The organism is Halobacillus locisalis (assembly GCF_013694105.1).
GTDB lineage: Bacteria > Bacillota > Bacilli > Bacillales > Halobacillaceae > Halobacillus > Halobacillus locisalis.
Map to the genome: position 1 here is coordinate 207,013 of NZ_JACEFG010000001.1, position 21,847 is coordinate 228,859.

Sequence of the window (21,847 nt, forward strand, 5' to 3'; positions counted from 1 at the left end):
ATTTCTATGATAATAACTTCTGTTTCTGGACACACTAGAAACAGAAGTTATTTTATTAGGGGGGAACACTCATGTTTCGGTGGATGGGAATCATTGTACTGCTTGTAGCGGTGGCTGGTTGCGGAGCAGAGCCTGAACAGGACCATTCTTATGAACAAGTCCATTTTCCTGACAAACAGTCGATGGAAAAGCCTGTTATTGAATCAAAGGAAACCGTTTCTACACTAGTAAAGCCAGAACCTCTTGAATTGACTGTCATCATGAAAGAGCATTATTTAGATGGAGTGATCGAAACGACGACGACGAAGGAAACCATTTGGTCTATGATGGACTTCTGGGCTGAGTATAAAGAATGGACAGTAGAGTCACAGGAGATCGATCGAGTCGTTTTTCAAAGAGAAGTGCAGGATATTTCTCCACTGACGAAAAAACAGGGGTATTTTGGGTTAACAGAAGATGGCGACTTAGCTGTATTCCAGGGACAGCCAGGCGAAGGGAAGATTATTCAATCGTTCAAACCCGTTCCGATAAAACCTTTGGAGTCTAAGAGAAAATCAGAGCTTGAAAATGGGATAAAAATTCAAAGTTATCAGCATTTCGAACAAGTACTTACTCAATTCTCCCATGAAGATCCTGTATAAAGAAACAGTCGCGCATGTGGCTGTTTTTTTATGTTGTCCGAAATCTTCTTTTCCATCGAATACGATGGGCGAACGTATGCTTGTATGTTACAATAAGAGGGTTAAGGAATACAGGTGCAGAGAGGATTTAACGCAATGATTGCATATATAAAAGGACAATTGACTACGATTGAAGATACAGCGATCATCATTGAAACGGGTGGCATAGGCTATGAAATACTGTGCGCTAATCCCTTCCGTTTCCAAGAAGTGATCAATCAAGAAGTGAAGGTCCATACATACCATTATGTACGGGAAGACCAGCAAACGTTGTTCGGCTTCAAGAAAAAAGAGGACAAACAGCTCTTTGCTCAATTGCTGAACGTCTCAGGGATTGGACCTAAGGGAGCGCTTGCCATTCTAGGTACGGTCAGCGTCCCGGAATTTGTATCAGCCATTGAACAGGAAGATGACAAGTATTTGACGAAGTTTCCAGGTGTAGGAAAGAAAACGGCACGTCAGATGATTTTAGACCTAAAAGGGAAATTGGTCGTATGGCTTCCTGATGAGCAGAATGAAGACACGATTTTCTACCAAGATGGACTGACCACTCAAGAGAAGCGCGGCCGTATTGAAGATGCAATTGAAGCATTGAAAGCCTTGGGTTATACAGATAAAGAAGTGAAGCTTGTGAAAACGGAGCTTGAGAAGGCTAAAGAAGGCTCAGTTGATGACTTCGTGAGGCAAGGTTTGCAATTATTAATGAAAAAGTAGAGATGAGGAGGGGCTGTAGTGGAAGAACGAATGATTTCGGGTGAGCAACAAGACACGGAACAAGATTTGGAGCTTAGCTTACGGCCGGAGACGTTAAAGCAATACATTGGTCAGCATCAGGTCAAAAATAACCTCGGTATTTTTATCGAAGCGGCGAAAATGAGAGAAGAACCATTGGACCATGCGTTGTTGTATGGCCCACCAGGTCTCGGTAAAACGACGCTAGCTTCCATTATCGCCAATGAAATGGGCGTTCAATTCCGTTCAACAGCTGGACCTGCAATTGAGAGAGCAGGGGATTTAGCTGCCATCCTTTCTTCTTTAGAACCAGGAGACGTACTTTTCATTGATGAGATCCACCGCTTGCCTCGTTCGGTCGAGGAAGTTCTTTACCCAGCGATGGAGGACTTTTGTTTGGATATTGTTGTCGGCACAGGGCCGAGCGCTCGGTCTGTCCGCTTGGATTTACCACCCTTCACCCTCGTAGGGGCAACCACTAGAGCGGGTTTACTGTCCGCTCCTCTGCGGGACCGCTTCGGCGTGCATAGTCGATTGGAATATTACGATACGGAGGCCCTATGTTCTATTGTGGAGCGAACGGCTGAGATTTTTAATGTAGACATCCACTTGAGTGCGGCCGTAGAAGTGGCGCGTCGTTCAAGAGGAACCCCCCGAATTGCGAACAGGTTACTGAAGCGAGTGCGGGATATCGCTCAAGTGAAAGGGGAAGCGGTCATTTCTAAACAAACGACACAAGAAGCTTTAGAAATGCTTCAGGTGGACGCCGAAGGCCTTGATTTTATTGATCATAAGTTATTGATCGGCATTATGGACGGCTTCCAAGGCGGACCTGTCGGATTGGATACGATTTCTGCAACCATCGGGGAGGAGTCCCAGACAATCGAGGATGTGTACGAGCCGTTTCTACTGCAAATCGGTTTTATCCAACGGACCCCACGCGGTCGTGTTGTTACACCGAAAGCCTACGCACACTTCAATAGGGAGTTGCCAGGCTCTTGACTGGGTTTGGTAAAATCTTTATTGTAGTAGGGATTGTATTCATCGTGATTGGGTTGATTTGGACGTTGATTGGAAAATTACCGGGTGATTTTACTTTCAAAAAAGGGAATGTCACGTTCTATTTCCCTATTATGACGTCCATCATTGTCAGTATTGTACTTTCCTTGATTTTTTATTTCATCGGAAAAATACGTTAGCAAGAATAGGAGTTTGTTATGGATATTAAGCAATATGATTTCGAACTGCCGGAGGAACTGATTGCACAAGTTCCTTTAAAAGACCGGACATCTTCTCGTCTCATGGTATGCGACCGGGAAAAGCAGACGATTGAACATCAACATTTTTCGGATATCACAAAATATATTCAACCAGGCGACTGTCTCGTGCTGAATGATACGAGAGTCTTACCTGCCCGTTTATACGGGGCTAAAGAAGATACAGGCGGAAAGGTTGAGGTCTTGCTTCTCCACCAAACAGAAGGTGATGATTGGGAAGTACTCGTCAAGCCTGCCAAAAAAGTGAAAGAGGGGACTCGGATCTCCTTTGGTGACGGTCAACTTGTCGCAGAGTGTACCGAAATACAAGAGCATGGAGGTAGAAAGGTCCGCTTCTCTTACGAAGGGATTTTCCTTGAAGTGTTAGAGTCCCTCGGTGAAATGCCCTTGCCTCCATACGTCAAGGAGCAGCTGTCTGATCGCGAACGTTATCAGACTGTCTATGCAAAGGAAGAAGGGTCTGCAGCGGCACCGACAGCAGGGCTTCATTTTACGAATGAACTGCTTCGTGACATACAGGATTCCGGGGTTGAAATTGCCTATTTAACGTTACATGTTGGCCTTGGAACCTTCCGTCCGGTCAGTGTGGATAATGTAGAAGAGCATGATATGCATGCTGAATTCTATCAAGTGTCACAAGAGACCGCTGATCAGTTGAATCGTGTAAGACAATCAGGAGGCCGCATCATTTCGGTCGGCACAACATCGACTCGTACATTAGAGACGATTGTGAGAGATCATGGTACATTCAAGGCAGCGAGTGGATGGACGGACATTTTCATTTATCCTCCACAGAAGCTGCGGGCGATCGACGGCTTGATCACGAACTTCCATCTACCGAAATCGACGTTGATCATGCTTGTCAGTGCTTTTGCCAGCCGTGACTTTATTATGGAAGCTTATCACCGGGCGGTTGAAGAGGAATATCGTTTCTTCAGCTTCGGGGATGCTATGCTTATTCTTTAAAAAATGCAGAACGATAGAAAGGATCGAAATTATGGCGATCACATACGAATTGATTCATACTTGTAAACAGACCGGAGCGCGTTTAGGGAAAGTACACACGCCTCACGGTTCTTTTGAAACACCTATGTTCATGCCTGTCGGAACGCTTGCGACGGTGAAAACGATGAGCCCAGAAGAGTTGGAGCGCATGGGTGCCCAAATCATCTTGTCCAACACTTACCATTTATGGCTTCGTCCTGGGGAGGATATTGTCAAGGAGGCAGGCGGACTGCATAAGTTCATGAACTGGAACGGGTCCATATTGACCGATTCCGGCGGCTTCCAAGTGTTCAGTCTTAGTGATTTGAGACAAATCGAAGAAGAGGGCGTTCACTTCCGTAATCACATCAGTGGAGAGAAGCTTTTCTTATCACCAGAAAAAGCGATGAGGATTCAGAATGATCTGGGGCCTGACATTATGATGGCGTTTGATGAGTGTCCACCGTACCCTGCCGAACATAAGTATATGAAAGATTCTGTAGAGCGTACGAGCCGCTGGGCTGAGCGTTGCTTAGAAGCTCACCAGCGTCCCAATGATCAAGGGTTGTTCGGGATTGTCCAAGGTGGAGAATACGAGGATCTTCGTCGTCAGAGTGCTCAGGACCTTACATCGATGGACTTTCCTGGTTACGCAATCGGAGGATTGTCTGTCGGTGAGCCGAAAGACGTCATGAACCGTGTCCTGGACTTTACAACGCCTTTACTGCCTTCTGAAAAACCAAGATACTTGATGGGTGTAGGCTCTCCTGACTCGTTGATTGATGGCAGTATCCGTGGGATTGATATGTTCGACTGCGTCCTTCCGACTCGCATTGCACGTAATGGAACATTGATGACATCAAACGGTAGACTTGTTGTGCGTAACGCTAAATTTGCACGTGACTTCCGTCCGATTGATGAAAATTGTGATTGTCACACGTGTCGAAACTATAGCCGTGCTTACATTCGTCACCTGGTAAAAGCCAATGAAACATTCGGCTTTAGATTAACGACTTATCATAACCTATATTTTCTGTTAAACTTAATGAGGCAAGTGCGTGAAGCTATTAGAGAAGATCGACTCGGTGACTTTAGAGAAGAATTCTTTGAGCAGTATGGTTTTAATAAACCTAACGCAAAGAACTTTTAGAAGGGGGGAAAGTAAATGGATACATTAGTAGGACTATTACCTATTATTCTAATGTTTGTCATTTTCTATTTCCTTTTAATTCGCCCGCAACAAAAGAAACAAAAGAAAGTACAAGAAATGCAGGCGGATTTACAAAAGGGTGATAGAATCATCACAATCGGTGGACTGCATGGCACGATTCATGCCATCGATGAAGGAACTCTTGTCATTTCGGTTCAAGATGGTTCACAAATGAAATTTGATCGTTCTTCTATCCGTGAGAAGTTAAACCAGGACTGATCACAGAGACGATCGCTCATACTTAGGTGAAGGAGGTGGTTCCCAGTGAATCATTTCTCTCTACGTATGCAGAAATCCCGTTACTTTAAGTAGCGGGATTTCTTTTTTTGGGTAGAAATGTTCCCGAGCGCGAGGGTGTTGTTCTCGATCGTAATCGAATTGGTCCCTTAAGCGTAAACATTGTTCCTTAACGAAAATAATTACCGCTTTACCGTTTTTCTCGGTAAGTTCACTCCGATCATCCCACCTAACCAAGCGGCCACAACCAGCCCACCGAAGTAACTCAACTGTGGTAACGATACCCACTGGTTTTCGAAAATAATTTGGAATAAGATCATAGCTGCTACGAAAATCAGTCCAGTCATCCCTCCAGAAAGCCAGCCCTTTTGCTCTCCTTTATAAGCGGCAATCATCCCACCGAAAGCTAATATACTAATACCGGCAATCAACGCAAATTGGTTCAATGTTTGATAGTCCATAGCAGTGAAGCGGAGTAAAAGGGCCAGTACGAAGGCAAATAGGATCATAAGTATAAAGATAGATCCGATGCCATAACCAAGAACGCCTTGAACAAGTTTCTTCATGTGATCTCCCCTCCTTTTTAACGGATCCTAGAAGTAAATAGCTTGTCACTTCACTATATGCATAAAGGGAGTTGAGATAGAAGCAGATATTTTCCTCTTTTCGTGAATAGACATAAAGAAAAGCCAGTGTAAAAGGGGAAGATCTATGTCAACGGTACTTGCGTTACTCATCTTTATCGTCAGCTATGTATTGATTATGACTGAGAAATGGAATAGAGCTTTAGTAGCCATCGCAGGTGGGGTTCTTCTCTTAATTACAAAAGTCTTTAGGTGGGAAGAAGCTTTCGGTTTCATCGATTGGCAGACGATTGCTTTATTGTTTTCGATGATGGTACTTGTTTCGATCACAAAAAAGACAGGGGTGTTTACGTATGTAGCGATTCGACTTGCCCAGTTAGTCAAAGGGAAACCTATCCCGCTTTTAATCGTTACCGCCGTCTTTACAGCGGTTGGTTCTGCTTTTCTAGCCAATGTAACAACGGTTCTTCTGTTCGTACCTGTATTGCTCTCTCTTACCGACCGATTGAAGTTGCCTGCATTCCCTTATTTGTTGATGACGATCCTCTGTTCAAATATAGGCGGAACAGCGACTTTAATCGGCGATCCTCCTAACATCATGATTGGACAAGCCGTTGAGCATTTTACATTTCTGTCCTTTCTTTATCACCTCGGCCCTGTGGTTATGGTCATATTCATCATCGTCGTATTCATAGTGATTGCAATATTTCGGAAAAAATTAATCTATGATAAAGCGTTAGCCAGTGAACTGATGAACCTCAATGCACATGAGCATTTAAAAGTATCTAAACTACTCGTCCAATCCCTATCTGTCCTATTTCTGACCATCATCGGATTTATCATGCATCCATTTGTATACATGGATATTACGACTATCGCTGTAAGTGGAGCATTGTTGCTATTGTTCCTCACCGATAAAGAACTGGACGTCGAACATGTCTTCCAAGAAGTCGAATGGGTGACGTTGTTTTTCTTCATGGGGTTGTTCATGCTTGTTGGAGGACTAGAAACAGTGGGTGTGATCGACGAATTAGCACGGGGAATGGTATGGATATCCGGGGGAGACATGCCGATCACATCTATGGTGATGCTATGGAGTTCAGGTTTGCTTTCTGGTGTCGTAGATAATATTCCGTTTGTTGCGGCGATGATTCCTGCTGTTCAGGAACTGAGAGGTTACGGGATGATGAACGTCGATCCTATTTGGTGGTCGCTTGCTTTGGGCGCATGCTTAGGAGGAAACGGTACATTGATTGGAGCTTCTTCAAATGTTGTAGTAGCAGGACTCGCAGCAAGTTATAATCAACCGATTTCGTTCTTTAGATATGCTCTTTATGGTATTCCGATATTGATTTTGTCGCTGCTCATTTCTTCCGTCTATATCTTTTTCCGTTACTTAATTCCTTTTCTATAGCAAGGTTTCTTTGTTTATGAGGTTCATTAAACCTTTTTAATGGTTGAAATAAAATGTGGGAAATAGGTGATGTTAAGAGGAGTATACTAATGGGAAGGTCGTGAATCGACGTGTTAGTTGCCTCAATCATTTTTCGGACAATCATCACCTATTTTGTTATTTTACTTGTATTTCGATTTATGGGAAAAAGAGAAATCGGCGAACTCAGCGTAATGGACTTAGTTGTATTTGTCATGCTTGCTGAGATTGCTGTCTTTCTCATCGAGAACCCCAAAGATCCTATTTGGCAAGCGGTCGTCCCGATGGCGATTTTACTCATCATCCAGCTTGCGAGTGCCTGGATTTCTTTGAAAAATCAGCGGTTTCGGAATTGGTTCGATGGAAGACCGTCTGTCATAATCAAGCACGGTAAAGTCGATGAACATGAAATGAGGAAACAGCGTTATAACTTCAACGATTTATTACTTCAACTGAGAGAACAAGGTATCCAGCAAGTGGACGATGTGGCCTATGCGATTCTAGAACCTTCAGGTAAGCTCTCTGTGTTTGAGAAGAAAGAAGATGGACACTCTGACTATGCCGTGGTTCTGATTGCTGACGGTAGTGTGGAGTCTAGTGGTTTGCAGAATATCGGAAAAGATGAAGAGTGGTTGCTTGAAGAAGTGAAAAAGCAAGGATTCTCTTCAGTCAAAGAAGTCTCCTTATGTACGGTTGATGATGAGGGGAATGTAAACATGGATCGTAGAGATGAGTACCAATAAGATGATGTTCCTCCAGTAATTCTCATACAAAAATAACCGCCAACTTGGCGGTTATTTTTTGTGAAGCCATCTGTTCCAAGGAATCATCTTCCACTCTTCTTTCGTAAGCAGTTTGAATGCAAATAGTAAGGTTGTATAGATTGTGACAAGTAAGGTTCCGATGACGAGAAGGTCAGTTAGATTATCGAGAACGAAATGGGACTTCATTTCATAGCCGATCCACCCTGTAATGGCCATGATGGTTGAGAACTTGAATAAAAGGACACCAGGAAACACAATGACCTTATGCTTCATCAACACACCTAGGTGCAGGAGCGTTACGACTACGACACCAATGGATATGGCAGCGGCGACCCCGTGAATACCGAATTCCGGCTTGGAACTTAACCCAACGAGTACAATGAACTTGATAATGGCACCGATGAGTGTGTTCCACATAGCAGGGCGGGCAAGGTCAAGAGCCTGCAAACTCGCTTGAAGCGGTGTTTGGATATAGTGTAGTAAAAAGAATGGCGCCATAAATTGCAACATGAAAGATCCACTGTCTGTCCCGTAAACATTCGTGAGGATGACGACAGGAAAGATCATGAAGACGATGGTGATGACTCCACCTGAAGCGAGCGAAAGGCGCATCGATTGAAGTATCCGATATTGAATTGTCTGCACGTTCCCTTTCGCGCTTGCTTCACTGATCGAAGGTACAAGAGAGATAGACAAGGCATGTGTTAAAAATGTTGGTAAAAACAGCAAAGGAAGCACATACCCGGTCAGTTCCCCGTACTGCTTCGTGGATTCAGCTACGGCAATCCCTGCAATCGCTAGACTTTGAGCGACTAGGATCGGTTCAAAGAAATACGTAAGCGATCCGATGAACCTGCTACCTGTTGTAGGGAGTGCAATCGTCATCAATTCATTTAGAGTCTTCCTGCCTTCTTGTAAGTGACTTGTCCATGTTTTTCTCAACTTGAATCGTTTCTGAAGATTAAATTGTCTCATCATATAAAGTAAAGAAACAAATTCACCTAGAACGACAGCAATCATAGCGCCTGCTGCGGCAAATTGGACACCATAAGGCAAAAATAACTTCGTCAGAACGATGACGGCCCCTATACGGACGATTTGTTCGATCACTTGTGAGAAAGCTTGAGGCTTCATGTTTTGACGACCTTGAAAATATCCGCGGATCACAGAAGATATGGCGATGATCGGGATGATCGGCGTGACCGCAAGTAACGGATAGATCGCTCTAGAGTCTGTCAGAAAGTACTTGGCAACAACCGGTGATAATAGAAACATCCCGATTGTGAATACAACACTAAGCGAAACTGTAACAGCAAGCGAAACGAGTAAAATGCGCTTGATTTTTTTCTCGTCTCCTACAGCATCGGCTTCAGATACACGTTTGGAAATGGCTACAGGCAGGCCGAACTGCGTAATCGTCATCGCAAGAATCAATGTCGGAAGGGCCATCATATAGAGACCCACTCCTTCTGCTCCCATGACACGAGCGACTACAATCCGGTTGATAAACCCAAGCAGCCGGGTGATGAGTCCTGCAGCTACAAGGATGAGGGCTCCTTGAAGAAAGGTTTGTTTAGACATATCCATGCTCCACTTCTCAAAGTATTAAAATTCAGCTACAATGAAGTATATGCGTATCCAGGGACAAGGCATGACAAGCGAATCGAAATTCACGAAATCAGCAAATAAGGAGTGCTGGCATGTACGAAACGAAAACGGTTCATCAGTGGAAAAGGCAAGTGGGTCCTGTATTGAAGAGTAAAGTCGATGAGCTTCACCTCATGGGGTATGAACGAGCAACAGAAGATGAGATTTGGAATTGCCTCATAAAAAAGGTATGGAAAGGTGAGCCGGAAAAAAGGCTTTATGAAATTGTGCAAGATATATTTCATCTGAATAGCCATACATATGTCAGTTATTTGACGGCGGAAGCCTACCAGAATGAGGATTTATTAGCTTCCATTGAAGCGGTAGCCCAGTTAAGCAACGAATAAGTGCTGTTCATATATGCGTCGGTAAGGGTGTTTAAATACAAAGACAGGTTGTCAAATAATAAAAAAGTAGTAAAATTGTTACGGGAAGAAACAAATGAGAAACATCCTCAGCTAAAGAAGCGATTCTAATAAACGTGTGTTTTGAATGACTCAAGGATGTGTCAGGATTTAAAGGAGGAAATGAACGATATGGTCAAACGGGGGCGGATCGTCGCTTTTTTTATCGTGCTATTAGTTCTAGCCGGTACAATTGGGACGACCATTACAGGTGTGACAAAGGACATAAGATTAGGACTTGATCTTCAAGGTGGGTTTGAGATTCTCTATGATGTAAAGCCGATTGATGAAGATCAAGAAGTGAACGATCAAGTACTTCAAGCAACTGCTGCGGCTCTTGATCGACGAGTGAACACGCTTGGTATTAGTGAAACGAACATCAACATAGAAGATGGAGGGCGAATCCGTGTCCAGCTCGCGGGTGTTGAAGATCAGCAGCAAGCACGTGAATTGCTGTCAACAACGGCTGAGCTGACTTTCCGTGGAGCAGACGGAACGCTTTATATGGACGGTTCGGATTTAGTGGAAGGTAGTGCACAACAAACCTTCAACCCGAATACCAATGAACCGGTCGTATCGTTGAAAGTAGACAGTGCATCCAAAATGTACGACGTTTCATCCACAATCATTGATAAAGGGGACGACCCATCTACCCCTTATCCTGAAAATGTACTCGTCATCTGGTTAGACTACAGTCAAAAAGACACGACGTTTGCAGAGGAATTCGGTCAACCCGACCCTGCCTATATTTCTGCACCGGGCTTTAGTGACGGCCCGATCCGTGACACAACCGTACAAATTAGCGGGAACTTTACGGTGGAGTCGGCACAAAACTTGGCTGACATTTTAAACGCTGGTTCATTGCCAGCTAATTTAGAGGAAACGTACTCGACTTCTGTCGGTGCCCAGTTCGGTGAACAAGCGATGAACAAGACCATCTTCGCAGGAATGATCGGAATTGCCATCATCTTCTTGTATATGATTGCCTATTACCGTTTCCCTGGTGTCATTGCTGCCATCACTTTGACAGCCTATGTGTACTTGATTTTAGTCGTTTTCGAAGCCATGAATGGGGTCCTCACCTTACCTGGAATAGCAGCTCTTATTCTCGGTGTCGGTATGGCGGTGGATGCCAACATTATTACCTACGAACGGATTAAAGAAGAAATCAAAGCCGGTAAGTCAGTTCTTTCCGCATTCAAAGCGGGTAACAAACGATCGCTTTCGACTATTCTAGATGCGAACATTACAACACTGATCGCGGCTACCGTTCTATTCATATTCGGTACAAGCTCTGTTAAAGGTTTCGCAACGATGTTGATCGTCAGTATCTTGGTCAGCTTCATTACAGCTGTATATGGTACTCGATTGTTCATGGGACTTTGGGTGAAGAGCCGCTTCTTGAACAAACGTCCGAAATGGTTCGGCATTAAGCCAGAAGACATTCAGGACATTGAAGAAGGAGAACAAATCGAACCGAAAGTTATGGGACGTTCCTTTGATTTTGTCGGTCTTCGTAAACGGTTCTTTACCATATCGATCATTCTGATAGGAGCAGGGATTCTAGCTCTTGCCGTATTCCGTTTGAACTTAGGCATTGACTTTACGAGTGGTTCACGTGTTTCCATTCTTTCGGATGGAAACATCAACCCTTCACAAGTAGAGGAAACGCTGAAAGACGAGTTCAATGTTACGGCTAAACAAGTGATTTCTGCCGGGGAGGACGGCGAAATCGCAGTAGCTCGATTTGAAGAAGAGCTAAGCAAAGACAAAATTTCTGAAATTCAAACGTACTATGAAGAAGAGTATGGCAATACGCCTAACGTGAGTACGGTATCGCCTACGGTCGGTCAAGAATTGGCGAAGAATGCTGCACTCGCCGTTCTGTACGCATCGATCGGAATCATTATCTATGTAACAATCCGATTTGAAATCTTCTTTGCCTTAACGGCGATCATCGCCTTATTACACGATGCATTCTTCATCCTTGCATTGTTCAGTATTACAAGACTCGAGTTTGATATTACGATCATCGCTGCAATCCTGACCATCGTCGGTTATTCCGTCAACGATACCATCGTGACGTTTGACCGGATCCGAGAGAACTTGAAGCTCAGGAAGAAAGTCAAAGGATTCAAGGAGCTTGCTAAAATCGTCAATGATAGCTTGATGCAAACACTTGCTCGTAGTCTAAATACGGTCATCACGGTCATTTTCGCAGCTCTTATGCTATTGATTTTCGGAGCTTCGTCTATCACGAACTTCTCATTTGCTCTTGTTGTCGGCTTGTTTGCTGGTACGTATTCTTCCTTATTCATCGCTTCTCAACTATGGTTGATCTGGCGTGGAAGAAATATCAAAGACAATCCGATTCAGTTCGAAAAGAAGAAAAGCACGGGTGGACCACAAGTTTAATAGTATCCATCTCTTTCAAAAGCTACCACGATTCTGTGGTAGCTTTTTTGGTTGAAGAATCCCGTTTAAGGGTAATGAATAAGAAAAGGTTGAAGAAAGGAGAAGTTAATATGAAAGGTCAAACTTACCTGATACTCGCTCTTCTATTCGCTCTAATCATTGCGATTTTTGCCGTGATCAACGTAGATCCTGTTCAAGTGAACTTCTTGTTTACATCAGGGGAAGCCCCGTTGATACTTGTAATTCTACTATCGGTACTACTCGGGGGATTAGCCACAGCATCTGTTGGAGCGCTGCGCTATTTTAAATTAAAGAGAGAGAACCGTTCTTTGAAAGAACAAATAAATAAAGGAACAGACGCTAAAGTGGACGAAACCTCAAGCGAGGATCCAGCGACACAAGGTGAGAATGAAGAATCCACATATAAAACCACTTAGTTCTGTTTGCTCCCCCTGAGCTGCTCTTGTATAATAGACAGGTCAGGGGTGAACTTTATGATACAAAGTAAAATGAAATGGAAATTTACATATAACGAACAAGAGGACATAGGACCCGTCCAAGATGGTCTGACACCTCTCACTCAACAGTTGCTGTTCAGAAGGAACATTACTAGCCCGGAAGCCATTCAGCGATTTTTGCATCCTACTGTAGATGATTTGCATGATCCGTTTCTCATGGAAGGGATGGCGAAGTCGGTAGAGCGCGTCAAACAAGCGGTTGAAGCAGAGGAACCTATTCTGGTGTTCGGTGATTACGATGCGGATGGTGTCAGTTCGACTACGCTAATGATCGAGGCTCTTAGAGAAGCGGGCGCACAATGTGACTTTTACATTCCCAATCGCTTCACAGAAGGTTACGGCCCAAACGAAGAAGCCTTTCAGTTTGCGGCGGACTCTGGTTACGCTGTGATCATTACGGTGGATACAGGAATTGCTGCCATGCATGAAGCTGATGTTGCCAAGCAATTAGGCATCGATTTGATTATCACGGATCACCACGAGGTTCAAGAAACGTTACCGGATGCTTTTGCTATTATTCATCCGAAAACGTCAACCGAGTATCCTTTTCAGGAACTTGCGGGTGTCGGGGTCGCTTTCAAGTTTGCTCATGCCTTGCTGGGGCGTTTTCCTAAAGAGCTACTGGATCTTGCGGTGATTGGTACCATTGCGGACTTAGTTCCACTCCATGGCGAGAACCGTGTGTTAGCCTCCATCGGCTTACAAGCGATTTCTCATTCCAGACGACCAGGAATCCAAGCATTACGAGAGATTTGTGGTATCGAAGGGGACATGAACGAAGAAACGATCGGATTCACCATCGGTCCCCGGATGAATGCGGTTGGTCGACTGCAGGATGCCTCACCAGCTGTGGACCTGCTTCTTTCTGAGAGTAGGGAAGAAGCCATGGAAATCGCTGCGTTTATTGATCAATTGAACCAGGAACGTCAAAAGATCGTATCTGCGATTGCTAAAGAAGCAGAAGAAATGTTGATGGACCAAGGGGAGGAGCTTGAGAATGTCATTGTTGTGGCAAAAGAAGGCTGGAACCCAGGTGTCTTGGGAATTGTTGCTTCAAAACTCGTCAGGCAGTTCGATCGTCCAGCGATCGTCTTAGGAATAGACGCTGAAAAAGGACAAGCTAAAGGGTCTGCACGTAGTATTGATGCTTTTGACTTGTTCAGTAACTGTATGGAGGTAAGAGGTCGATTCCTCCATTTCGGCGGTCATGCACAGGCGGCAGGAATGACGTTGGAGGTCGATCAAATTGATGCACTACGAAATGATCTGAATACACTCGCCAGTCAAAAACTAGCACCTGATGATTATCAGCAAGTGCTTGAGGTTGAAACATCGGTCGGTTTAGAAGACATTTCCTTGCAGCAAATCGAAGAAGTGAACCGCTTACGCCCGTTCGGCATGGGTAACCCTAAACCGTTATTTCATGTAAAGCACACCCCCAAAGAGGTTCGGTTAATTGGAAGTAAAAAAAATCATTTGAAATTTCAGTTCCAGCAAGACCAGGCGAAAGTGGACGGCATTGCGTTTGGCATGGGAGACTTATACTCTCAACTAACGCCTTCCGATTCGTTGGACTTGATCGGAGAACTTGGAATCAATGAGTGGAATGGTCGGAAAAATTTACAGATCATGATTAAAGACCTGTGTGTGAAAGAGTGGCAATTGTTCGATTTGCGAGGATCCAAGCATGTGGAGAAGAACATGGAGATTCCTCACGGGCAACACTACGCTGCGGTTTCATTCCATGGTTCCGAAGATGCTCCTCACGATTTGCCAGTCTTAACCGTAGACCAATTTGAAGAGGGACAACATGTTGACGGTCTAGTCATTGTGGACATGCCGAGCAAGGTCGTGGATCTAGAAGCATTGCTTCAAAAAATCACGGTAAGCAAAGTTTATGTTTGTTACCGTATTGAAGACAGTGCATTCTTAAAAACGTGGCCAACCCGTGATCACTTCAAATGGTTTTATGGTATGCTGAGGAAGCGTGAAGCATTTGACCTGAATAAAGATACGGAATTACTTGCCAAGCGTAAAGGTTGGGACCGATCGATGGTCGATTTCATTTCACAGGTGTTTTTTGAACTTGAGTTTGTTAAAATAGATAATGGACTTGTTACGATCAATTCACAACCATCTAAGAAGGATCTACAGGAATCAGTTTTATATCAACAACGCGCGGAACAATTACGTATAGAACAAACCTTGTACTATTCCACATATACAGAGTTGAAGGATTGGTTTACCCAACATTTAAATAAGCAGTCAAAGATCGTCAAGGAGGAAGTATTTCATGGACTATAAAGAACATATCGCCATCGTAGAGGATTGGCCAAAAGAAGGGGTTCAATTTAAAGACATCACTCCTTTAATGGATAATGGTCCGGCATTTAAAGCAGCTGTCGACGAAATTGTTGAATACGCAAAGAAACAAGACATCGATATTGTTGTAGGACCAGAAGCCCGCGGTTTCATTGTCGGATGTCCAGTTTCATATGCTTTGGAAATTGGTTTTGCACCAGTTAGAAAAGAAGGCAAATTGCCGAGGGAAACCATCAATGTCGATTATGGTTTAGAATATGGGAACGACGTACTAACGATTCATAAAGACGCCATTAAGCCAGGGCAGCGGGTTCTCATCATCGATGACCTTCTTGCAACAGGCGGAACGATTGAAGCGACCATCGACCTTGTTGAACAACTAGGTGGAGAAGTAGCCGGCTGTGCGTTCTTAATCGAGCTTACGTACTTGGATGGACGTAGCAAACTCGATGGCTATGACGTACTGACATTAATGCAATACTAATTGTTGAAGGAAGAGTGCCCTTATTCAGGGCGCTCTTTGTTTTACAAATAGAAGACAATTGTTTTTTCTTTACATTTATTCGACTTTTTTTGATAATGTTAAACAAATATCTTTTTAAAGGAAGTTAAAAGAAACTAGGGTGATTGAATGGCTAAAGATACAGTTCTAACTGCTGAAGAAGTCATAGAGCAGGCAAGTCACTACTTAAACGAGTCGGACCTTGCTTTTATACGCCGGGCGTATCAGTTCGCTGAACAAGCCCATAGTAACCAGTTCCGTAAGTCTGGGGAACCGTACATTATCCACCCCATTCAAGTAGCTGGAATCCTTGTCAATCTTGAGATGGATCCAGAAACGGTTGCTGGCGGATTTCTTCATGACGTGGTTGAGGATACCGATATTACACTGAAAGAGATTGAAGAAGCGTTCAATACGGAAGTTTCAATGCTTGTTGATGGAGTGACGAAGTTAGGGAAAATCAAGTATAAGTCAAAAGAAGCACAACAAGCAGAGAACCACCGTAAGATGTTTGTGGCCATGGCGAAAGATATCCGGGTCATTTTGATCAAGTTAGCCGATCGCCTGCACAACATGCGCACATTGAAGCACCTCCCTGCTGAAAAGCAGAGAAGGATTGCAAACGAGACGCTGGAAATCTTCTCTCCGCTTGCCCATCGATTGGGGATTTCCACTATTAAGTGGGAACTTGAAGATACAGCTTTACGCTACTTGAACCCTCAACAGTACTATCGTATCGTGCACTTGATGAAGCAAAAGCGGAATGAGCGTGAACACTACATTGAAGAAGTGATTGACGAAATCAAAGATCAACTCACTGATGTCAATATTGACGCCGATTTGAATGGGCGACCGAAACACTTGTATAGCATCTATCGTAAAATGGTGCTTCAAAATAAGCAATTTAACGAAATCTATGACTTGTTAGCCGTTAGAATTACTGTGAACAGTATTAAAGATTGTTACGCCGTATTAGGGATCATCCATACGTGTTGGAAACCTATGCCTGGCCGTTTCAAAGATTATATTGCGATGCCGAAGCCGAACCTTTATCAGTCTCTGCATACGACGGTCATCGGACCTAAGGGGGACCCGTTGGAAGTGCAGATCCGAACTCATGAAATGCATGAAATCGCTGAGTACGGAATTGCTGCTCACTGGGCTTATAAAGAGCAGACGACAGCAGAGCAGTCGTTTGAGGAGAAATTGACATGGTTCCGTGAAATTTTGGAGTGGCAAAGTGAAACGCACGATGCAGAGGAATTCATGGAGTCTCTTAAGGTCGATTTATTTTCTGATATGGTGTATGTCTTTACGCCTAAGGGAGATGTCATTGAACTCCCATCTGGTTCCGTTCCCATCGATTTTGCATACAGGATTCACACAGAGGTCGGGAACAAGACCATCGGTTCGAAAGTAAATGGGAAAATGGAGCCTCTAGATTATCAACTGAACACAGGCGATATTGTAGATATCATGACATCTAAGCATTCCTATGGCCCATCGAAAGATTGGATCAAGCTTGCTCAGACGTCACAGGCTAAAAATAAAATCCGTCAGTTCTTCAAGAAACAGCAAAAAGACGAAAATATCACTAAAGGAAAAGAATTGGTCGAGCGTGAGATTCACAATTTCGGTATACAACCAAAAGAAGTGTTCACAACCGATAATTTGAATCGTGTATCCGAGAAATTCAATTTTTCCAATGAAGAGGATATGTTCGCCGCTGTCGGTTATCAAGGCATTACTGCCGCTCAAATCGCGACCCGTCTGACAGAAAAGCTACGCAAACAGAAGCAACAACAGCAAGATTTAGAACAGACGTTAGCGGATGTAAGTACGACAGAAATCAAGACTCCGCAGAAAACGGGGAAAAAGGATTCTGGAGTGCGAGTCGAGGGTGTAGACAACCTGCTTGTTCGTTTATCGAAGTGCTGTAACCCTGTACCTGGTGACGATATTGTCGGGTATATTACGAAAGGGAGAGGTGTATCGGTACACCGTTCAGACTGCCCTAATGTAAAAACCGAAGAAGCACAAACGCGTCTACTACCAGTTAAATGGGAAACGTCTGTCACAGATTCGAAGCAATATCATGTAGACCTCGAAATCTGGGGTTACGATCGAAGAGGGTTGCTCAATGAGGTTCTTCAAGCGGTCAATGAAACAAAAACGAACATTACGGCCGTTTCTGGGAAGTCAGATCGAAATAAAATGGCGACAATCAATATTACCATTTTGATTCAGAATACCAATCATTTACGTAAAATTGTTGAGCGAATCAAACAGATCCAGGAAGTGTACACGGTAAGGCGTGTCATGCAATAAATCCTTAAAAGGAGTTTGTCTTATGAAAGCAGTCGTTCAGCGGGCGGTGGATGCTTCCGTCGATGTGAACAAAGAAACCAAAGGAGCGGTCGATCACGGCCTTGTCGTTCTTCTTGGTGTGACCCATGAAGACACGGAAGAAGATGCTCGTTATTTAGCAAAAAAAATTCCGTATCTGCGTATTTTTGAGGACGATGACAAAAAGATGAACCTTTCGCTAGTCGATATCGGAGGAAAGTTATTGTCGATTTCCCAATTCACGCTTTATGGAGACACGCGTAAGGGACGTCGCCCGAATTTCATGGGAGCAGCGAAACCTCCTCAAGCTGAAAAGCTATATGAGACGTTCAATCAAATGGTCAAAAACGAAGGAGTTCATGTTGAAACAGGTGAATTCGGAGCGATGATGGACGTCAAACTGACAAATTCAGGTCCTGTAACACTCATATTAGAAAGTAAAGATCGTTAACATCAAACAACCCCCAAAGGAAGCTTCCTTTGGGGGTTGTTTGATTGAATTGATTTTAGGCAGGCAACAACATCAGTTTTATAAAGGTCACTTGGAGAAATAATGGATAAGACCTTGAGTTATTCCCTTGCTCACTTTGGATTGATAAGCAGAAGAACCAATCACTTGCTCTTCTCTGGCATCAGAAATGAATCCGAGCTCTAATAAAACGGCAGGCTTTTTATTCTCACGGATCACATGGAAGTTTCCGAATCGTACGCCTCGATCTCTGAGCCCTGTTGTTTTTACAATTTCTTTTTGGATGGAACCTGCGAGTGATTTGTCCCGTTCGTGATAGTAATACGAGCTGATTCCTTTAGCAATGACGTGCAAAGGAGCACTATTATAGTGAATGCTTATGAATGCGTCTGCATTGGATGCGTTTGAATAATAACTACGAATCGAAAGTGAGACGTAATCATCAACATCCCTTGCCATCAGTACCTTTGCGCCTTTACTTTCTAATTGTTTTTTCAACTGAAAGGCCGTGTTTAGGGTCAGTGTTTTTTCGTAACTTCCCCCTCTGCCGACAGCACCTGAATCTTTACCTCCGTGTCCAGCGTCAAGCATGATGGTCTTCCCTTTCAAGTCGCCTTTCAAAGTAGGGGAAGAAGGCGTTTGGCCTTTCTCATCTACGATCCATCCTGCTACGAAGGCTGTCTTTCCATTGACTTTGATTTGGTACCATTGGCCTTGCTGACCCACCACTTCAAACGTGTTCCCTTTATGACCACTTGCGACTACGTTGTAGTTTGTGGAAGGACCGCTGCGTAGGTTCGTAGAGTTGTATTGAAGGGTTACATATCGTTTAGTGTTTTCGGTCGGTTTCTGGACGGGCTTTGATTCTGGCATTGGATCTGAATCCACTTTGTCAACAAGCCATCCCGCTACCCAACCTGTTCGTCCATCTGATAGGCGAATATGATACCAGCGATCTTGGTAGTCTATGTAATCAAATAGCTGACCGGCTCTCACTTGAGTGACGATACTCCCTTTGGTGCTCCCTTCTGTTCGGACATTCAATATCGATGTTCGAACTTTTATCTTCCCTACTATTTCAGAAGGTACCTCCGGCTTTTCTTTTTCAACTTCTTCAACTTCTTGTGACTTCTTCTTTGTAACGTAATCCTTGTGAACCCAACCATTGTTTTTGTCGATTTTCAGCCAACTTCCCTCTTGTTGAGAGACAAGGATGGATTCATTCTCCATCAGATAGCCGTTCACCTTTCCATGAAGACCAGGTGCCGACCGGATTCTCAAGTAGTCCACTTTTGAAAAATATCTGGTCTCGTGGCTCGCTTCTTCGCTTTGGGTCACCTTTGTTAACCATTTTGCAACCCAGACATCTCGACCATTCCAGTGAACTTTGAGCCAGTTGTTCTTCTCTTGAAGAATCTCGAACTTGTCGGTTTTGTTCACTTGTCCGACTCGATCAAAATGGGTGCCGGGGCCTGTCCGGACATTTAAATGATCAACCTGGACTTCAGCTTCATCAGCAAGAACGTTGGCGTCAGGTCCATGAATAAAGAGTAAACATAATAATGCGATGATACAGGAACTAACTATTTTGGCCATATACACACCTCCTAGCATGTTTTGTTAATATTCGACATGAATTTGACGTATACCTGCTAAAATGATAGAAAAGGGTTAGAATATTTTTTATGCGGAATAACTTGACATGACATTCAATCAGGCTATATGATTATAATCAATTCTATAATGAATCGACCAAAACCGTTGAGGAAAAAAGTAGCTCGACCCATATGAACAGAGAAGGAGTGCCCTTGGCTGAAAGCACTCTATCATAATGGACGAGTGAAAGACATTTCTTAGGTTCTACATCGAAATAACAGTAGGTGTAGACGTATCGCAGGCGTTAACTGTTCTAAGCGGAAGCACGAGCTTCAATTAGGGTGGCAACGCGGGTAATCCCGTCCCTTTTCTCCATAGCGCGAGAAAAGGGACGGGATTTTTTTAATGGTAAGAAATGGGTCCAACGAATAGAGGAGGAATTGTTGATGAATATAAATGCCCCAAGAGGAACACAAGATATTTTACCTGGGACATCCGAAAAGTGGCAGTATGTCGAAGGGCAATTGGCTGATTTATGCCGCCGCTATAATTATAAAGAAATTCGTACGCCGATCTTTGAACACACGGAGCTATTCCAAAGAGGAGTAGGAGATAGTACCGATATTGTGCAGAAAGAAATGTACACGTTTGAAGATCGTGGTGAGCGCAGCATTACATTGAGACCAGAAGGTACAGCCTCTGTCGTTCGCTCTTACGTCCAGAACAAAGTGTACGGTTTGCCGAATCAGCCGACGAAATACTTTTACATGGGACCGATGTTCCGTTATGAGCGACCGCAACAAGGGCGTCAACGACAATTCGTACAGTTCGGTATTGAAGCACTAGGCAGTGACGATCCGGCTATTGATGCAGAAGTCCTCGCTTTGGCCTTGAACTCCTACCAGGAACTTGGCTTGACATCGTTGAAATTGGTGCTGAATAGTTTAGGTGATCTTGAGAGTCGGGAAGCTCACAGAGAAGCCCTCGTGAAACACTTCGGCCCTCATCGCGAGGAATTGTGTGCAGATTGCCAGGTGCGTCTAGATCAGAATCCTTTGCGTGTACTGGATTGTAAGAAAGACCGCGATCACCCGGCAATGAGCACCGCGCCATCTATTTTGGAGTACTTGAATGAGTATTCCGAGAACTACTTCCGTGAAGTGAAGAAGTACTTGGATGAAATGGGCATCGCTTATGAAGTGGACCCAAACCTCGTACGTGGCTTGGATTATTATAATCACACTGCATTTGAAATCATGAGTGAAGCAGAAGGCTTCGGTGCCATTACGACATTGAGTGGAGGCGGTCGTTACACAGGACTCGTTCAGGAAGTCGGCGGCCCTGAAACCTCAGGAATCGGATTTGCAATGAGTATTGAACGTTTACTGATGGCTTTAGAAGCAGAAGGAATCGAGCTGCCGATCGATGAAGGTTTGGATACGTACATGGTCGCTTTAGGGGAAGATGCGGAGAAAGCCGCGGTGCGATTGACTTATGAGTTACGCAAGGCGGGCATTCAAGTAGATAAAGACTACTTAGGCAAGAAAATGAAAGCCCAGTTTAAAGCGGCTGATCGACTTCATGCTAAATTTGTGCTTGTGCTCGGAGACCAAGAACTTGAGAATAACGTAATCAACGTGAAGACGATGGATACCGGTGAGCAGAAGGAAGTATCTCTCGATGAAATCGTGGACTATATGAAGAAACAATTGATTGGAGTTGAATGAA

General features: G+C 44.0%; 20 protein-coding genes and 1 other annotated feature. Of the genes, 17 read left to right on the forward strand and 3 right to left on the reverse strand.

The genetic code is table 11. The features are described from left to right. Positions 1-71 precede the first annotated feature (71 nt). From H0266_RS01010 to yajC, 7 genes are all read left to right on the forward strand, one after another. Positions 72-641 carry a BofC C-terminal domain-containing protein gene (locus H0266_RS01010; protein ID WP_246363576.1) on the forward strand — a complete coding sequence of 190 codons (570 nt, stop codon included), beginning with the start codon at positions 72-74 and terminating at the stop codon, positions 639-641. Between the two features lie 135 nt (positions 642-776). Further along, entirely contained in the window at positions 777-1,394 is a 618-nt protein-coding gene (gene ruvA / locus H0266_RS01015; protein WP_181470534.1) for a Holliday junction branch migration protein RuvA, read from the forward strand. A gap of 18 nt (positions 1,395-1,412) precedes the next feature. Beyond that, positions 1,413-2,414, forward strand: coding sequence for a Holliday junction branch migration DNA helicase RuvB (gene ruvB, locus H0266_RS01020; RefSeq protein WP_181470535.1), 1,002 nt, complete (start codon positions 1,413-1,415; stop codon positions 2,412-2,414). Then, positions 2,411-2,611 carry a DUF2905 domain-containing protein gene (locus tag H0266_RS01025; protein ID WP_181470536.1) on the forward strand — a complete coding sequence of 67 codons (201 nt, stop codon included), beginning with the start codon at positions 2,411-2,413 and terminating at the stop codon, positions 2,609-2,611. Before ruvB ends, H0266_RS01025 begins: the two co-directional genes overlap by 4 nt. A gap of 18 nt (positions 2,612-2,629) precedes the next feature. Further along, positions 2,630-3,655 (forward strand): tRNA preQ1(34) S-adenosylmethionine ribosyltransferase-isomerase QueA, encoded by a 1,026-nt coding sequence (gene queA, locus H0266_RS01030; protein WP_181470537.1) that lies wholly within the window; start codon positions 2,630-2,632, stop codon positions 3,653-3,655. Between the two features lie 31 nt (positions 3,656-3,686). Continuing rightward, positions 3,687-4,823 carry a tRNA guanosine(34) transglycosylase Tgt gene (gene tgt, locus H0266_RS01035; protein ID WP_181470538.1) on the forward strand — a complete coding sequence of 379 codons (1,137 nt, stop codon included), beginning with the start codon at positions 3,687-3,689 and terminating at the stop codon, positions 4,821-4,823. A gap of 15 nt (positions 4,824-4,838) precedes the next feature. After that, positions 4,839-5,102, forward strand: a complete 264-nt coding sequence (gene yajC / locus H0266_RS01040; protein WP_181470539.1) for a preprotein translocase subunit YajC — start codon at positions 4,839-4,841, stop codon at positions 5,100-5,102. A gap of 200 nt (positions 5,103-5,302) precedes the next feature. On the opposite strand, the gene H0266_RS01045 is transcribed toward yajC, so the two are convergent. Next, positions 5,303-5,686, reverse strand: a complete 384-nt coding sequence (locus tag H0266_RS01045; RefSeq protein WP_181470540.1) for a TIGR04086 family membrane protein — start codon at positions 5,684-5,686, stop codon at positions 5,303-5,305. A 145-nt stretch (positions 5,687-5,831) separates the two neighbouring features. Between H0266_RS01045 and H0266_RS01050 the strand changes: the two genes are divergently transcribed. Next, on the forward strand, positions 5,832-7,118 hold the full coding sequence (locus H0266_RS01050; protein ID WP_181470541.1) for an ArsB/NhaD family transporter: 1,287 nt from the start codon (positions 5,832-5,834) through the stop codon (positions 7,116-7,118). 104 nt (positions 7,119-7,222) lie between these two features. Beyond that, positions 7,223-7,879 (forward strand): YetF domain-containing protein, encoded by a 657-nt coding sequence (locus H0266_RS01055; RefSeq protein ID WP_181471685.1) that lies wholly within the window; start codon positions 7,223-7,225, stop codon positions 7,877-7,879. A gap of 51 nt (positions 7,880-7,930) precedes the next feature. Here the strand turns inward: H0266_RS01055 and spoVB are convergent, their stop codons facing one another. After that, the gene (gene spoVB / locus H0266_RS01060) at positions 7,931-9,481 is read right to left on the reverse strand and encodes a stage V sporulation protein B (RefSeq protein ID WP_181470542.1); all 1,551 of its coding nucleotides are present in this window, start codon (positions 9,479-9,481) and stop codon (positions 7,931-7,933) included. Between the two features lie 119 nt (positions 9,482-9,600). On the opposite strand from spoVB, the gene H0266_RS01065 reads away from it, so the two are divergent. The 7 genes from H0266_RS01065 (at position 9,601) to dtd (ending at position 18,505) form a co-directional block, all read left to right on the forward strand. Next, positions 9,601-9,894: a post-transcriptional regulator gene (locus H0266_RS01065; RefSeq protein ID WP_181470543.1), complete on the forward strand. Its 294-nt coding sequence runs from the start codon at positions 9,601-9,603 to the stop codon at positions 9,892-9,894. Between the two features lie 189 nt (positions 9,895-10,083). After that, positions 10,084-12,366 (forward strand): protein translocase subunit SecDF, encoded by a 2,283-nt coding sequence (secDF, locus tag H0266_RS01070; protein WP_181471686.1) that lies wholly within the window; start codon positions 10,084-10,086, stop codon positions 12,364-12,366. A gap of 110 nt (positions 12,367-12,476) precedes the next feature. After that, entirely contained in the window at positions 12,477-12,803 is a 327-nt protein-coding gene (locus H0266_RS01075; RefSeq protein WP_181470544.1) for a lipopolysaccharide assembly protein LapA domain-containing protein, read from the forward strand. Between the two features lie 57 nt (positions 12,804-12,860). Further along, positions 12,861-15,188 carry a single-stranded-DNA-specific exonuclease RecJ gene (gene recJ, locus H0266_RS01080; protein WP_181470545.1) on the forward strand — a complete coding sequence of 776 codons (2,328 nt, stop codon included), beginning with the start codon at positions 12,861-12,863 and terminating at the stop codon, positions 15,186-15,188. After that, on the forward strand, positions 15,178-15,690 hold the full coding sequence (locus H0266_RS01085) for an adenine phosphoribosyltransferase (RefSeq protein ID WP_181470546.1): 513 nt from the start codon (positions 15,178-15,180) through the stop codon (positions 15,688-15,690). Before recJ ends, H0266_RS01085 begins: the two co-directional genes overlap by 11 nt. Before the next feature lie 147 nt (positions 15,691-15,837). Then, positions 15,838-18,036, forward strand: coding sequence for a RelA/SpoT family protein (locus H0266_RS01090; protein WP_181470547.1), 2,199 nt, complete (start codon positions 15,838-15,840; stop codon positions 18,034-18,036). A 22-nt stretch (positions 18,037-18,058) separates the two neighbouring features. Beyond that, positions 18,059-18,505: a D-aminoacyl-tRNA deacylase gene (dtd, locus tag H0266_RS01095; RefSeq protein ID WP_181470548.1), complete on the forward strand. Its 447-nt coding sequence runs from the start codon at positions 18,059-18,061 to the stop codon at positions 18,503-18,505. An 87-nt stretch (positions 18,506-18,592) separates the two neighbouring features. Here dtd and H0266_RS01100 read toward each other — a convergent pair whose 3' ends face one another. Further along, positions 18,593-20,119 carry an N-acetylmuramoyl-L-alanine amidase family protein gene (locus tag H0266_RS01100; RefSeq protein ID WP_181470549.1) on the reverse strand — a complete coding sequence of 509 codons (1,527 nt, stop codon included), beginning with the start codon at positions 20,117-20,119 and terminating at the stop codon, positions 18,593-18,595. Between the two features lie 156 nt (positions 20,120-20,275). Next, positions 20,276-20,489, forward strand: a binding site (T-box leader). A 76-nt stretch (positions 20,490-20,565) separates the two neighbouring features. On the opposite strand from H0266_RS01100, the gene hisS reads away from it, so the two are divergent. Beyond that, positions 20,566-21,846 carry a histidine--tRNA ligase gene (hisS, locus tag H0266_RS01105; protein ID WP_181470550.1) on the forward strand — a complete coding sequence of 427 codons (1,281 nt, stop codon included), beginning with the start codon at positions 20,566-20,568 and terminating at the stop codon, positions 21,844-21,846. Position 21,847: the final 1 nt, after the last annotated feature.

Coding starts and splice junctions, on each gene's coding strand:
- H0266_RS01010 (WP_246363576.1), top strand. CDS start 72: ATGTTTCGGTGGATGGGAATCATTGTACTGCTTGTAGCGGTGGCTGGT.
- ruvA (WP_181470534.1), top strand. CDS start 777: ATGATTGCATATATAAAAGGACAATTGACTACGATTGAAGATACAGCG.
- queA (WP_181470537.1), top strand. CDS start 2,630: ATGGATATTAAGCAATATGATTTCGAACTGCCGGAGGAACTGATTGCA.
- tgt (WP_181470538.1), top strand. CDS start 3,687: ATGGCGATCACATACGAATTGATTCATACTTGTAAACAGACCGGAGCG.
- yajC (WP_181470539.1), top strand. CDS start 4,839: ATGGATACATTAGTAGGACTATTACCTATTATTCTAATGTTTGTCATT.
- H0266_RS01045 (WP_181470540.1), bottom strand. CDS start 5,686: ATGAAGAAACTTGTTCAAGGCGTTCTTGGTTATGGCATCGGATCTATC.
- H0266_RS01050 (WP_181470541.1), top strand. CDS start 5,832: ATGTCAACGGTACTTGCGTTACTCATCTTTATCGTCAGCTATGTATTG.
- spoVB (WP_181470542.1), bottom strand. CDS start 9,481: ATGTCTAAACAAACCTTTCTTCAAGGAGCCCTCATCCTTGTAGCTGCA.
- H0266_RS01065 (WP_181470543.1), top strand. CDS start 9,601: ATGTACGAAACGAAAACGGTTCATCAGTGGAAAAGGCAAGTGGGTCCT.
- secDF (WP_181471686.1), top strand. CDS start 10,084: ATGGTCAAACGGGGGCGGATCGTCGCTTTTTTTATCGTGCTATTAGTT.
- H0266_RS01075 (WP_181470544.1), top strand. CDS start 12,477: ATGAAAGGTCAAACTTACCTGATACTCGCTCTTCTATTCGCTCTAATC.
- recJ (WP_181470545.1), top strand. CDS start 12,861: ATGATACAAAGTAAAATGAAATGGAAATTTACATATAACGAACAAGAG.
- H0266_RS01085 (WP_181470546.1), top strand. CDS start 15,178: ATGGACTATAAAGAACATATCGCCATCGTAGAGGATTGGCCAAAAGAA.
- H0266_RS01090 (WP_181470547.1), top strand. CDS start 15,838: ATGGCTAAAGATACAGTTCTAACTGCTGAAGAAGTCATAGAGCAGGCA.
- dtd (WP_181470548.1), top strand. CDS start 18,059: ATGAAAGCAGTCGTTCAGCGGGCGGTGGATGCTTCCGTCGATGTGAAC.
- H0266_RS01100 (WP_181470549.1), bottom strand. CDS start 20,119: ATGGCCAAAATAGTTAGTTCCTGTATCATCGCATTATTATGTTTACTC.
- hisS (WP_181470550.1), top strand. CDS start 20,566: ATGAATATAAATGCCCCAAGAGGAACACAAGATATTTTACCTGGGACA.